The following is a 12,497-nucleotide window of genomic DNA, read 5'->3' as shown; positions in this document are numbered from 1 at the left end:
GCGTTCTGGCGAGCGCGACCGACGAGATGAGGCGCAGCTCGAACCCTGCCGTCAGCAGCCGGTGCGCCAGCGTACGAGGGACTGTCAGGAATTTCGTGTGTGGGCGGGCATAACGGGAAGGAAGGAAACCCGATATGTCCCGACGCAAAGAGCCTGCGATACCGAACGAGCTTCTGGATCAGTTGCTGGCTGGCAGTGATGCCCGTGCGGCGCTGGCTCAGGGCGGCCTGCTGGATGCGCTGAAGAAGGCGCTGACCGAGCGCGCCCTGAATGCGGAGATGGATCATCACCTGGCCGGGGAAGACGGTGCGGGCAATTCACGCAACGGCTACGGTCGGAAGACGATCACGACCGATACCGGCAAGCTGGCGATCGACGTGCCGCGCGATCGGCAGGCCAGCTTCGACCCGCAGCTGATCGCCAAATACCAGCGGCGCTTTCCTGGCTTCGACGAAAAGATCGTGTCGATGTACGCGCGGGGCATGAGCACCCGGGAGATCACCGGGCACCTACACGATCTGTATGGCATCGACGTGTCGCCGGATCTGATCTCGACGGTGACCGACGCGGTGCTCGACGAGGTGGCGATCTGGCAGCAGCGGCCGCTGGATCCGGTCTATCCGCTCGTCTTCTTCGACGCCTTGCGGGTGAAGATCCGGGACGAGGGCATGGTGCGCAACAAGGCCATCCATATCGCGCTCGGCGTCCGCGCGGACGGCGCCAAGGAGGTGCTGGGCCTGTGGCTCGAACAGAACGAGGGGGCCAAATTCTGGCTCAGGGTCATGAACGAGCTCCGGAACCGCGGCACCGAAGACATCCTCCTGGCCGTCGTCGATGGGCTTAAAGGCTTTCCGGAAGCGATCACCGCCGTGTTTCCCGACGCGGTTGTCCAGACGTGCATCGTCCATCTGCTTCGAAACTCGATGGACTTCGTGTCCTGGAAGGACCGCAAGGGCCTGGCGACCGCGCTGAAGGAGATTTACCGCGCGCCCAGCGCCGAGGCGGCCGAGCAGGCCCTGACCGCGTTCGAGGCCAGCACCTGGGGAACCCGCTACCCCGCCATCGGCCAGAGCTGGCGGCGCGCGTGGGCCGAAGTCATCCCGTTCTTCGCCTTCCCCGACGAGGTCCGGCGGATCATCTACACCACGAATTCCATCGAGGCGCTGAATTCGAAGCTGCGCCGAGCGGTTCGTGCCCGCGGGCATTTCCCCAGCGACGAGGCTGCCACCAAGCTGCTCTACCTGATCTTGAACCGCTCGGAGAAAGAGTGGAGAATGCCGCCACGTGAGTGGACCATGGCAAAAGCCCAGTTCGCCGTCATCTTCGGCGAACGCTTCATCCGAGCCATGGCGGCGTAATGTTCATCCGCCCGCCCACACACGAAATTCCTGACAGTCCCGCGTACGATGGTAATTACCCGTCGCCTCGAACCCGACGATGATAGGGCGCCCGATAGCAGCGAGTTGCTCGGCAAAGCCGTCATAGTCCTGCCTGGTCGCCATGACGGTCATCCGCCGGCGCCGGCCGCCTTCCGGTCGCTCGATGAGAACCTCCTGCCGGCTCTTGGACATGTCGATGGCTACCAGCACGGCGCCGGCAGGCGTAGAGGTGAGCTTGGTCATGGTCGGTCGGCCTCCAAAGTGTTGTCTCGACAACCTCACTTTAGATACCTGCTGACCGGCCATGGCTTGCCCTGATGAAGTCTGCGGCCGCTACGCGGCCTTGTCTTCATCAGGGCCATAGCGGCTCCCGAACCAGCGCTTCCCAATGTGCTACGGTCCGGAGTTCATCTCGAAGGCGCTCGACCGGTGGGCGTATGAGAACGGTGTCACGCTGGACTTCTCGCGGCCGGGTAAGCCGACCGACAACGCCTCCGTCGAGCGCTTCAACGGCCGGACGCGCGACGAGTGCCTGAACAGCCACTGGTTCCTGTCGCTGGCGGACGCTCGTGCCAAGATCGAGGCTTGGCGACGGGACTATAACTAGAGCCGTCCTCCCACGGCGCTTGGCGGAACCGCCCAAGGTTCCAGCGATGCGCAGCATCGTTGGAAAGGCGGTGGAGGTTGGCTGACGCCAGCCGAATATGCTGCATCCGCCGGGGTTAACCCCGACGGCGGGCCGGAAACTCGCATCATGCCCGGATGAGAAACCGGGGGACCGTCAAATCGCAAAGCCGATTCCGGCCGTCGAACCTGTCACGAGCGCCGTCTTGCCGGAAGGGTCGATATTCATGCGCTATCTCCAGGGATGGTCTTTAACGGTCTGGGGATTGCGTAACGTCAGCCCTGCGCGGCGAGGTGCGCCCGCACGGCGTCGGCCAGCGGTGTCGTCGGACGTCCGATCAGCTTCGAGAGCTGGTGGGCGTCATCGAACAGCGCACCGTTAGAAGCATCGACGTCCCATGTCGCAAGTCCCTCGGCGAAGCCCTCGGGCAGGCCCACCTGCTTCAGGATCGCAGCGTATTCGGCCTGCGGCAGATCGCGGTACGGGATGTTGCGACCGGTCTGGCGCGAGATCTCGGCGGCAAGGTCGGCGAGCGTCACCGCGTCGTCACCGGCCAGCTCATAGGTCTTGCCCTCATGGCCGTCGCTGGTCAGCACGATGGCTGCGGCTTGGGCATAATCGGCGCGGGTCGCGAGCGACAGGCGTCCCTCGCCAGCGCTGCCGACGAGCGCGCCATTCTCTAGGGCTGCGGGAATCGAGCCGGTGTAGTTCTCGGTGTACCAGCCATTGCGCAGGAGGGTCGTCGGGATACCGGAGGACGCCAGCAGCGCTTCGGTCACACGGTGCTCCTCGCCCAGGCTGATCGCCGATCGGTCGGCGTGCAGCAGGCTGGTGTAGACGATACGCTTGATGCCCGCCGTCTTGGCGGCCTCGATGACGTTGCGGTGCTGTGCCTCGCGCTGCCCGACCTCGCTCGACGAGATCAAGAGCAACGTGTCGATCCCGGCCAGTGCCGGAGCGAGCGTCTCAGGCTGCGAGTAATCGAACGCGCGTGCCTCGACACCCAGGTCGCTGGCCTTTTCGGGCGAGCGCACCAGCGCCACAATCGGCTCGCCGGTCGACTTGCGCTTCAGGCTTTCGATGACGAGGTGGCCAAGCTGGCCGGTCGCGCCGGTGACGGCGATGGTCATGACAATTCTCCTTCAGTGACGCGGTGAGATCAATTGAAACGGAAACCCGAGATGGCGGTCGACAGCACTTCCTCGGCATAGACCCGGGCGCCTTCGCCCTCGGCCGCACCGGCCGCGACCATGAGGGGCAGCAGATGCTCCTCCTTGGCGGGCGGATGGGCGAAGCGCGCCGAGGGCGCATCGGCCCAGTGCGCCAGACGCTCGGCTCGCTGGGGGCCGTCCAGCTCCATGCTTTCGGCCAGCCACTGGTCGAACGCCTGCGAGCCGGGCGTCGAGCGCGGATCGCCATAGGCGCGCATGTTGTGGAAGCTCATGCCCGACCCCAGGATCAGCACGCCCTCCTCACGCAGTGGCGCAAGGGCGCGCCCGGCAGCGACATGGAGGGCCGGGTCCAGCCCGCGTTCGACAGACATCTCGATCAGCGGAATATCCGCATCCGGAAAAGCCACTTTAAGGGGGACGAACACGCCGTGATCCAGGCCCCGCTTCGCGTCGACAGCTGAGGGGATGCCCGCATCCTTGAGCAGGGCCGCGGCACGGGCGGCGAGCGCGGGCGAGCCTGGTACGTCGTAGCGCAGCTGATAGGTATGGGGCGGGAAGTTGTAATAGTCGTAGATCAGCTCGGGCCGTTCGGCGCCGGTCAAGGCAAAGCCGTCCGTCTCCCAATGTCCCGAGACGACGAGGATAGCCTTGGGCTTCTCGGCAAGCGAGTTCGGCAGGCTGCGCAGGAACGCTTCCATACCGCTCCACACGCCGCGCGGATCGTCCATGAAGAAGCAGGGGCCGCCGCCATGCGGGATGAAGTAGGTAGGCTGGACGCTCATGGTCATACACTCCGGTGCAGGCGCCACGGAAGCCGCCTGGATCATTGTTCGATCTGTTGACCGGGATATGTGCCCACTATCGCGCAATGATAATCTGCCACGTAGAAGAGTCAGCTTCAACCACGGGTAGGAAATCATGGCGGATCGGTTGACGGGTATGGACGTGTTCGTAAAGGCGATCAGGCTCGGTGGCATCTCTGCTGCCGCACGCGATCTGCACATGTCGCCGGCGATGGCGGCCAAGCACCTAGACGCCCTCGAAGCGCGGCTCGGCACCACGCTGGTCCAGCGCTCGACGCGTCGGCTGTCGCTGACCGAGGCAGGCACCGACTATTTCGAAAAGGCCGAACGTATCCTGATGGAGATCGGAGAAGCCGAGGCGGAGGCATCGTCGCGCTCGATCACCGCCCAGGGACTGCTGCGCGTCAGTGCGCCCGCCACCTTCGGCGTTCTGCACCTTGCCTCACTCATCCCTGCTTTCTCCGCACGCCATCCCGAAGTGACGATCGAACTGGGCTTCAACGATCGTTACGTCGACCTGCTGGAAGAGCGTTGGGATGTCGCCGTACGGATCGGGCGCCTCGCCAACAGTGCGCTTGTTGCCCGCAAGCTCGTGGCGATGCGCGTCGTGTTGTGTGCCGCCCCCTCTTATTTGGCGAGGCGGGGAACGCCAACCCGCCTGGCCGATCTCGGCGATCACGATTGTCTGCGCCACACCAACGCATCGCTTGCAGGAACGACATCGTGGGCGTTCGGTAAAGACGGGACGATCAAGGTGCCGATCTCAGGATCGATATGCTCCGACAATGGCGAGGCCTTGGTTCGCGCTGCCATCGCGGGCCAAGGGCTGGTCTATGGGCCACGCTTTATTGCGGCAGAGGCGCTTCGCGCCGGCCAGTTGAGCGAGCTTGAGCTGGACGAGCCGCCTATGATGCTGGGAGCGGCATATGCCATCACACACCCGACGCGGCGCCCCGCCGCCAAGACGCGGGCGTGGATTGACTTCTTAGCCGAAGCACTCCCCGCTCTTGGCACCGATTGGTGAGGTGCCGAGCTAGCAGACGTCCCGAGTTTTCACCCGAGGACCGCGTCTGCTATCTCGAAACATCACGGTCTTTTACGATTGACCCAGCGAAAGCGACGCCCACAACTGCACGTGGCTGGCATCAATAACGCCGAGGCTTGGTCCCTTTCAGTTGGTGCGGCGGGGGCCGCGGGCGCGACGGACGTTGAGTGAGCGTGAACCGCATCACTGCCAACCCTCGATGACGATCTTGCCGCGTGCGGTAGTGCTCTCAAGCGCCTGGTGCGCGCGCTTAAGGTTCGCGGCGTTGATGGGGGAGAACCGTTCGGTGAGGGTGGTGCGCACCTCGCCGGCGTCCACGAGGCTGGCGATGGCCGACAGGATCTGACCCTGCGTTTCCATATCAGCAGTCTCGAACATGGACCGGGTGAACATGAACTCCCAGTGGGTCGACACTGATTTTCGTTTGAACGGGACGACATCGAGTGTCTTGGGGTCGTCGATGAGTGCAAAACGTCCCTGCGGGGCGATCAGCTCGGCGATCTGCTCGATATGCTCGTCGGTGTGCGTGGCCGAGAAGATGAAAGCCGGCGCGCCAATGCCGAGATCCGCTACCTGCTGCGCCAACGGCTGACGATGATCGATGACATGGTGGGCGCCGAGCTCACGCACCCAGGCTTGCGTCTCGGGGCGTGATGCCGTTGCGATGACGGTGAGATCGGGAACCTGACGGGCAAGCTGGATCGCCATCGATCCGACCCCGCCGGCACCGCCGATGATCAACAGCGCAGGTGCTGCACCAGCTACAGGAGTCCGCACGGACAATCGCTCGAAGAGGGTTTCCCACGCGGTAATAGCCGTCAGCGGCAACGCCGCTGCCTCTGCCCAATCGAGGCTGGCCGGCTTCCTTCCGACAATGCGTTCGTCGACCAGGTGCAGCTCGGCGTTGGTCCCATCGCGGCCAATGCTGCCCGCGTAGAACACCTCGTCGCCCGGTTCGAAGCCGCGCACTTCAGGGCCAACGGCGCGAACGACACCAGCGGCATCCCAACCCAGCACACGCCAGTCGCCGCGGATCGGACCCGATCCGCTGCGGACCTTCGTATCAACCGGGTTTACCGAGACGGCCTTTACCTCGACGAGGAGATCGCGCCCAGTGACTACGGGATCGGCAAGCTCGATGTCGACGAGAGCTTCCGTGCGATCGATCGTTCCGGGCTGCTGGTAGCCGATTGCGCGCATGATAAATCCTACTGTCAGGGGCTGTATAGCGAACTTTGTCGCCTACGGGATACGCCAAGCGACATCGCGGTTCGACATCGTCCTCAGGCTGGCGACGGCGTGGTTGCCGCTGCCGTCTTCCCCGTGAGGTCGGTGATGACCGCGCCGATCAGCGCCCGTAACCAGCGGTGTGCGGGATCATGCCGATATCGGACGTGCCAAGCCATTTCCACGGGAAAGCTGCCAAGATCGACCGGAGCCGGCAGGATCTTCAGCCGGGGGTCGTGCATCAGCCGCCTGCAGATGAGCGAGGGCAAGGTGGCGCAATAGTCGGTCACGGCCACCATCTCGGCTACCGCGAAGAAGTTTGTCACGGAGATTGCGACGTCGCGCTTCAGCTGCTGCTGCGCCAGCGCCTGGAACAGCCCGGCGCGCATCCGTCCGGGCGGTACGATGTTGACATGCTTCATCGTCTCGAACTGCTCGCGCGTCATGACATCGCCGACGCCCGGATGGTCGGCACGGACGGCGCAGGCGAGCCCTTCGTCCATCAGGTGCTGGACGACGAGGTTGTCGGGCGGATCGACGATGCGGCCCAGCACGAGCGCCGTCGTGCCCGACACGACGCCTGTTTCCACAAGATCGTTCCCGTAGGGCGTCAGACGAAGCTTTATGCCGGGGGCGACCTTCTCCAGGCGCGCCACGATAGCGGGGACGAGGACGAACTCGACATAGCCGTTTGGCGCGATCGTGAAGAGCCGTTCGGCATGTAAGGGGTCGAAGGCCTGCTGACCGAGAACCGCGTCGTCGAGCTGGGCGAGTGCCTCGGCGATCAGCGGTGAGAGTTCAAGCGCGATCGGGGTCGGCTGGATGCCGTAGCGCTCGCGGACGAACAGTTGGTCCTGAAGCATCAGTCGTAGACGCGATAGGGCATTAGACAGGGCGGGCTGTGTCATGCCCATGCGCTCGGCGGCCCGCGTGACGCTGCGCTCCTCCATCAACGCGACGAAGATCGGCAGCAGGTTCAGATCGTAGCGCATGCAGTCATCCTGTCAGACGTATAACTGACATTAAAAAGATAAACTTCTAGAATATATCAACGAGGCCCATTTCTCATCCATCGGCGACGGGCGCCGCGAACATGGAGGTTCAGATGAGCAAGGGTCAGGTTCTCGTTCTTGGATCGAACGCGACACAGCTCGGTCTGCGTAGCGGCAGTACCGCAACGGTCGGTCAGTATCTCAACGAGACGGCAGTCCCCGCGCTGGCACTGCTCGACGCCGGCTATGATATTGTTCTCGCTACGCCCAACGGGACCAAGCCGCACATCGACGCCGGCTCCGACACGAAGGACCACTTTGGCGGTGATGAGGCGGCATACCAGCGCGCCAAGGAGTTCTTCGCCAGCCACCCGGCCATGAACGACGTCCGCACGCTGAAATCGGTCGTCGACGAGGGTCTGGACGGCTTCGTTGGCGTGTTCGTGCCGGGAGGTCACGCGCCCATCGTCGATCTGATGCAGGACCGCGATGCGGGCACGATCCTCCGTCACTTCCACGCGGCGGCCAAGCCGACCGCGCTCCTCTGCCACGGACCGGTGGTCGTTATCGCCGCGCTCGACGATGCTCCGGCCTTCCGCAAGGCGCTGGAGGACGGCGATGACGCCGGGGCGGCCGACCTGGCGCGAGACTGGATCTACTCAGGTTACCGCATGACGGTCTTTTCGGCGAGCGAGGAAAAGATCGCCGAGGAGCAGGTGCTGAAGGGCAAACTCTACTTCGACATGGAAAAGGCGCTGCGGTCGGCCGGTGGCGACGTCTCTGTCACCGACAAGAACTTCGCTTCGAATGTCGTCGTGGACCGGGAACTGATCACGGGTCAGAATCCCGCGTCGGACCGGGCCATGGCCGACGCGTTGATCGAAGCCCTCGATCGCGCCGCTGCGTGAGTACCAGGATGACGGGCGGGGCGCTCAGGATGCGCCCCGCTTCGGATATAACCAGGACAGGGTATGGTGCCATGACCGCCAACGTGAAGATCGTCGCCGTCCTAACCGCCCGTGCGCATACCGTCGACTGCCTGCGCGCTCTGCTCGACGCCATGCTAGAGCCGAGCCGTGCCGAGCCGGGCAATTTGCGCTACGATCTCTGGCAGGACCAGAGCGATCCGAACCGCTTCGTCCTCGACGAGCTGTACGCGGACGCGGATGCGGTTACCGCCCACCGCGCGACGCCCCACTTCCAGAACTACCTCTCTCAGATCGGCGATCTGGCCGAGCGCGGCGCGTTCGTCCTCAACCCCGTCTCGTCAACCTGAGGATGGTGCCAATGGGCAAGCCTGAAGAATGGGTGGGTACGGCACGGCTTGTATAGGCGTCCGACACAGACGTGTTGCGGATGACCGGCTTGTTGGCACCTGCGCTTCGCGCGGGGCTCTTGGGCCTCATTCATTCACGCGCCTCTCGCTGGCGCAGGGCCGCGATCCGGCGAAAAATCTACAGCTGACTTAAAGGAATACAGTCATGACGAAGGGTATCGAAGGCAAGGTCGTTCTCATTACCGGTGGCAGCACCGGCATCGGCGCGGAAACCGCGCGTCTTCTCGCGGAACGCGGCGCCAAGGTGGCCATCGCCGCGCGGCGCAAGGACAGGCTCGACGAGGTCGTCGCGGACATCGCCTCAAACGGCGGCACGGCACGTAGCTACGCGCTGGACGTGACCGACAAATCGGCGGTCCAGTCCGTCGTCGCCGCGATCATCGCCGACTTCGGCCGCCTCGACGTGCTGATCAACAACGCCGGGCTGATGCCGATCCGTCCAATGGCCGAGGTCAACACCGACGAGTGGGACCAGATGATCGACGTCAATCTGAAGGGCACGCTCTACGGCATCGCGGCGGCCCTTCCCGGTTTTCTCGAGCAGGGCAGCGGTCACATCATCAACTTGAGCTCGGTTGCGGGCATCAAGGTCTTCGCACCGGGCGGCACGGTCTACTCCGGCACCAAGTTCGCCGTCAGCGCGATCAGCGAGGGCTTGCGCCACGAGATGGGGGAAAAGGTCCGGGTCACGTCAATCGAGCCTGGAGCTGTCGAAAGCGATTTGAAGTTCACGACCTCTGGCACGGCTGCCGAGACGGTGCTGGACTTCTACAAGCAGGCCATCCCGGCGGCATCGGTGGCGCGTGCTATCGCGTTCGCTGTCGAACAACCTGATGACGTCGACGTCAACGCGATCGTCATCCGGCCGACCGCACAGCAGTTCTGATTTCGACGAGGAGGCGGGGCCGCGTGTGCTCCGCCTCATGGGGAACGTGCCGGCCCGCTCGTCCGTTACTTTGCCGAATGATATCTGTCCGTTTCACCTGAGGAGCCATCTATGCCCAAACTTGCCCTGTATGTACCGCTGAAGGCCAAGCCCGGAAAAGAGCGCGATGTCGCCGATTTCCTGACCTCGGCATTGCCGCTCGTTCAAGCTGAGGCGGGCACGCTAACCTGGTATGCGATCGAGGAAGGTCCCGGTGCGTACGCGATCTTCGATACGTTCGACACGGAGGAGGATCGGCAGGCCCATCTCGACGGCAAGGTTGCCGCCGCACTGATGGACAAGGCAGAAGAACTGTTTTCTGAACCGCCGCAAATTCACAAGTTCACCCTGCTGGCCGCGAAATAGCCGAGCGGTCGGCACCCTAGCGCGTCGCTCTCATCGCCCGCGTGGGGGGGGGGGCGGGCGCGGCGGCGTGCGTTGAGCGGCTTTCCCCGAACCGGCCACGGAGATACTCCATGCGCACCACCCAGACGCTCGACCTGAACGACGCGCCGACGATCATCGATGCGGGGATCGCGGAGGCCGAGCGGATCGGCAACCCGATGAACATCGCGGTGGTGGACGCGGGCGGCTGCCTCCTGGCGTTCGCGCGGATGGACGATGCGTGGCGCGGCAGCGTCGACATCGCGATCGGCAAGGCGTGGACGGCGCGCCCGTCCGACGTCGAGACCAAGGCGCTGGCGAACCTCGCCCAGCCGGGCGCCGACTTCTACGGCATCCATGCCTCCAACGACGGAAAGGTGATGATCTTCGCCGGGGGCGTGCCGATAAAGGAGGGCGAGACGGTGATCGGCGCGGTGGGCGTGTCGGGCGGCACCGGCAAGCAAGACCAGGGCGTGGCCGAGGCGGCTGCGCAGGCGTTCGCGCGCGGCTGAGCCTTGGAGCGCGGTGCCGGGCGCGGCGGTGCCCACTTAGTCGACGGCGGTTCAGTCGACGGCGGCGGGCGCGCCTCCCGCGCGGCGCGGGTCGCCTCCGTTTAGAGCGTTATTCGGCCATTCTGGTCCAGTTATTCTGAAAACCGCCGTGAATCGATCCCAGGATAGCTCACGGGAAGGAACCTCTCAGGTAGCACAAGGTTCAGGAAACTGAGATCACTTGGAAGGGTGCGATGTCCTCCGCCGTTGCGATAGACCGGGTCATCAGCAAGGTCTCGATTTGATGACGCGTTGAGAAGAGCTGCGAAAGGAAAAGATCCGTGAAAGCTGTCGTGTACAACGGGCCCAAAGATGTTTCTGTCAGTACTATCGATGATCCCAAGATCGAAAAGCAGACCGATGTTATCATCCGGCTGACCACGACCAATATCTGCGGGTCGGACCTTCACATGTATGAGGGCCGTACCAGCTTCGAGAAGGGGAGGGTCTTCGGTCACGAAAACCTTGGCGAGGTCATCGAAGTTGGCGCAGCCGTAGATCGTATCAAGAAGGGCGATCGCGTGTGCATGCCGTTCAATGTCGGTTGCGGTTTCTGCGAAAATTGCGAACGCGGTTTGACGGGTTTCTGCCTCACGACCAACCCTGGAACCGCCGGCGCAGCGTATGGCTTTGCCGAGATGGGTCCGTGGCAAGGTGGTCAGGCCGAGTTGATGCGCGTTCCTTATGCGGACTTCAATTGCCTGAAGCTGCCTGAGGACGCTGAGGAGAAGGAGGATGACTATGTCATGCTCTCCGACATCTTCCCCACCGGTTGGCATGGCGTCGAACTGTCGGGTTTCCTGCCTGGCGAAAGCATCGCGATCTACGGCGCCGGTCCGGTCGGTTTGATGGCCGCGCACTCAGCCGAAATCCGCGGTGCCTCTCAGATCTTCGTGGTCGATTCTCACGATGACCGCCTGAAACTGGCCGAGGCGATGGGCGCTATTCCGATCGACATGCGCAAGGGCGATCCCGCCCAGCAGATTCTTGACGCGACCGGCGGCCTCGGGACCGACCGGGGGGTCGAGGCGGTCGGGTATCAGTGTTGCGATCGCCACGGCAAGGAGCGCAGCAATTACACGATGAACTGCCTCGTCAAAAGCACGAAGGCCACCGGCGGAATCGGCGTCGTCGGCGTGTTCATTCCGGAAGACCCGAACGCGCCCGACGATCTCCAGAAGGAAGGCAAGATGGCGTTCGACTTCGGCAACTTCTGGTTCAAGGGCCAGAAGATCGGCACCGGCCAGTGCAATGTAAAGCACTACAACCGGCGACTGATGAAGCTTATCGAGCAAGGCCGGGCCAATCCTGCCCAAATCATCTCGCACCGACTGCCGCTTGATCAGGCACCAGACGCCTACAAGCATTTCGACGGGCGCGATGCTGGCTGGACGAAGGTCGTGCTCAAGCCGGGCACCTGACCTTAGTCTTCGACGGAATAGGAAATAAATTATGACTTTGGAAGGCAAATCGGTTGCCATTCTGATCGCACCCCGCGGGACGGAAGAACCAGAATTCTCGAAGCCCAAGCAAGCTGTCGAGGACGCTGGTGGCAAAGTGACCGTGGTCAGTTTTGAACCGGGCAAGGCTCGCACAGTCAATAGCGATCTTGACGAGGGCGGCAGCTATACTATCGACAAGACGTTTTCCGAGGTCAAAGCCGACGATTTTGACGGACTTGTTGTGCCCGGAGGGACTGTCGGTGCCGACAAGCTGCGCGGCAGCGTCGAGGCAATTGGTTTCATCCGGGCTTTCTTCGATCAGAAAAAACCTGTTGCGGCGATATGCCACGCACCCTGGACATTGATCGAGGCGGGCGTGCGTGAGGGTCGCACCTTGACGTCCTACCCGACGCTGAAGGTCGATATCGAGAACGCCGGCGGTGCATGGACCAATGAGGAAGTCGTGGTCGACAACGGCCTTGTTACCAGCCGCGATCCCAATGATTTGCCCGCCTTCTGTGCCAAACTCGTTGAGGAAATCGCAGAAGGTGTCGGCGCAGCGCCCGCAGGAGGGAATTAAGGCGAGGCGTTTCGACGAAACCATGTGAGGGCCCTC

General features: G+C 63.3%; 13 protein-coding genes and 2 pseudogenes. 10 read left to right on the top strand and 5 right to left on the bottom strand.

The window, feature by feature from the left end; translation table 11 throughout:
* Positions 1–134: 134 nt before the first annotated feature.
* A complete protein-coding gene (locus tag ACH0BU_RS16225; protein WP_430637395.1) occupies positions 135–1,358 on the top strand; it encodes an IS256 family transposase in 1,224 nt (407 codons plus the stop codon).
* Positions 1,359–1,400: 42 nt separating this feature from the next.
* Here the strand turns inward: ACH0BU_RS16225 and ACH0BU_RS16220 are convergent.
* Positions 1,401–1,622 (bottom strand): annotated as a pseudogene (locus ACH0BU_RS16220) (IS110 family transposase); the annotation flags it as partial.
* Between the two features lie 154 nt (positions 1,623–1,776).
* Between ACH0BU_RS16220 and ACH0BU_RS16215 the strand changes: the two are divergent.
* Positions 1,777–2,145 (top strand): annotated as a pseudogene (locus ACH0BU_RS16215) (integrase core domain-containing protein); the annotation flags it as partial.
* 134 nt (positions 2,146–2,279) lie between these two features.
* Here ACH0BU_RS16215 and ACH0BU_RS16210 read toward each other — a convergent pair.
* Both ACH0BU_RS16210 and ACH0BU_RS16205 read right to left on the bottom strand, forming a co-directional pair.
* A complete protein-coding gene (locus ACH0BU_RS16210) occupies positions 2,280–3,134 on the bottom strand; it encodes an SDR family oxidoreductase (RefSeq protein ID WP_500264334.1) in 855 nt (284 codons plus the stop codon).
* Positions 3,135–3,163: 29 nt separating this feature from the next.
* Positions 3,164–4,003: a DODA-type extradiol aromatic ring-opening family dioxygenase gene (locus ACH0BU_RS16205; RefSeq protein ID WP_500264333.1), complete on the bottom strand. Its 840-nt coding sequence runs from the start codon at positions 4,001–4,003 to the stop codon at positions 3,164–3,166.
* A 91-nt stretch (positions 4,004–4,094) separates the two neighbouring features.
* Between ACH0BU_RS16205 and ACH0BU_RS16200 the strand changes: the two genes are divergently transcribed.
* On the top strand, positions 4,095–5,003 hold the full coding sequence (locus ACH0BU_RS16200; RefSeq protein WP_500264332.1) for a LysR family transcriptional regulator: 909 nt from the start codon (positions 4,095–4,097) through the stop codon (positions 5,001–5,003).
* 204 nt (positions 5,004–5,207) lie between these two features.
* Here ACH0BU_RS16200 and ACH0BU_RS16195 read toward each other — a convergent pair whose 3' ends face one another.
* Both ACH0BU_RS16195 and ACH0BU_RS16190 read right to left on the bottom strand, forming a co-directional pair.
* The gene (locus tag ACH0BU_RS16195) at positions 5,208–6,224 is read right to left on the bottom strand and encodes a zinc-binding alcohol dehydrogenase family protein (RefSeq protein ID WP_500264331.1); all 1,017 of its coding nucleotides are present in this window, start codon (positions 6,222–6,224) and stop codon (positions 5,208–5,210) included.
* Between the two features lie 83 nt (positions 6,225–6,307).
* Entirely contained in the window at positions 6,308–7,243 is a 936-nt protein-coding gene (locus tag ACH0BU_RS16190) for a LysR family transcriptional regulator (protein ID WP_500264330.1), read from the bottom strand.
* A gap of 113 nt (positions 7,244–7,356) precedes the next feature.
* Here ACH0BU_RS16190 and ACH0BU_RS16185 point away from each other — a divergent pair, with 113 nt between their 5' ends.
* The 7 genes from ACH0BU_RS16185 to ACH0BU_RS16155 all read left to right on the top strand — a co-directional run bounded on the left by ACH0BU_RS16185 (position 7,357) and on the right by ACH0BU_RS16155 (position 12,461).
* A complete protein-coding gene (locus tag ACH0BU_RS16185) occupies positions 7,357–8,151 on the top strand; it encodes a type 1 glutamine amidotransferase domain-containing protein (protein ID WP_500264329.1) in 795 nt (264 codons plus the stop codon).
* Positions 8,152–8,222: 71 nt separating this feature from the next.
* Positions 8,223–8,519, top strand: a complete 297-nt coding sequence (locus ACH0BU_RS16180) for a putative quinol monooxygenase (RefSeq protein ID WP_500264328.1) — start codon at positions 8,223–8,225, stop codon at positions 8,517–8,519.
* Positions 8,520–8,724: 205 nt separating this feature from the next.
* Positions 8,725–9,465 carry an SDR family oxidoreductase gene (locus ACH0BU_RS16175; protein WP_500264327.1) on the top strand — a complete coding sequence of 247 codons (741 nt, stop codon included), beginning with the start codon at positions 8,725–8,727 and terminating at the stop codon, positions 9,463–9,465.
* A gap of 111 nt (positions 9,466–9,576) precedes the next feature.
* Positions 9,577–9,870, top strand: coding sequence for a putative quinol monooxygenase (locus tag ACH0BU_RS16170; protein ID WP_062344850.1), 294 nt, complete (start codon positions 9,577–9,579; stop codon positions 9,868–9,870).
* 110 nt (positions 9,871–9,980) lie between these two features.
* Complete coding sequence (locus tag ACH0BU_RS16165; protein WP_500264326.1) at positions 9,981–10,400, top strand: GlcG/HbpS family heme-binding protein; 420 nt, start codon at positions 9,981–9,983, stop codon at positions 10,398–10,400.
* 320 nt (positions 10,401–10,720) lie between these two features.
* Complete coding sequence (locus ACH0BU_RS16160; RefSeq protein WP_500264325.1) at positions 10,721–11,860, top strand: glutathione-independent formaldehyde dehydrogenase; 1,140 nt, start codon at positions 10,721–10,723, stop codon at positions 11,858–11,860.
* A 31-nt stretch (positions 11,861–11,891) separates the two neighbouring features.
* Entirely contained in the window at positions 11,892–12,461 is a 570-nt protein-coding gene (locus tag ACH0BU_RS16155; RefSeq protein ID WP_500264324.1) for a type 1 glutamine amidotransferase domain-containing protein, read from the top strand.
* The last annotated feature ends 36 nt before the right edge of the window (positions 12,462–12,497 follow it).

The sequence above is a fragment of the Sphingomonas olei genome (assembly GCF_045369765.1).
GTDB classification, from domain to species: domain Bacteria; phylum Pseudomonadota; class Alphaproteobacteria; order Sphingomonadales; family Sphingomonadaceae; genus Sphingomonas; species Sphingomonas panaciterrae.
This window is presented reverse-complemented; position numbering and strand designations above follow the sequence as displayed.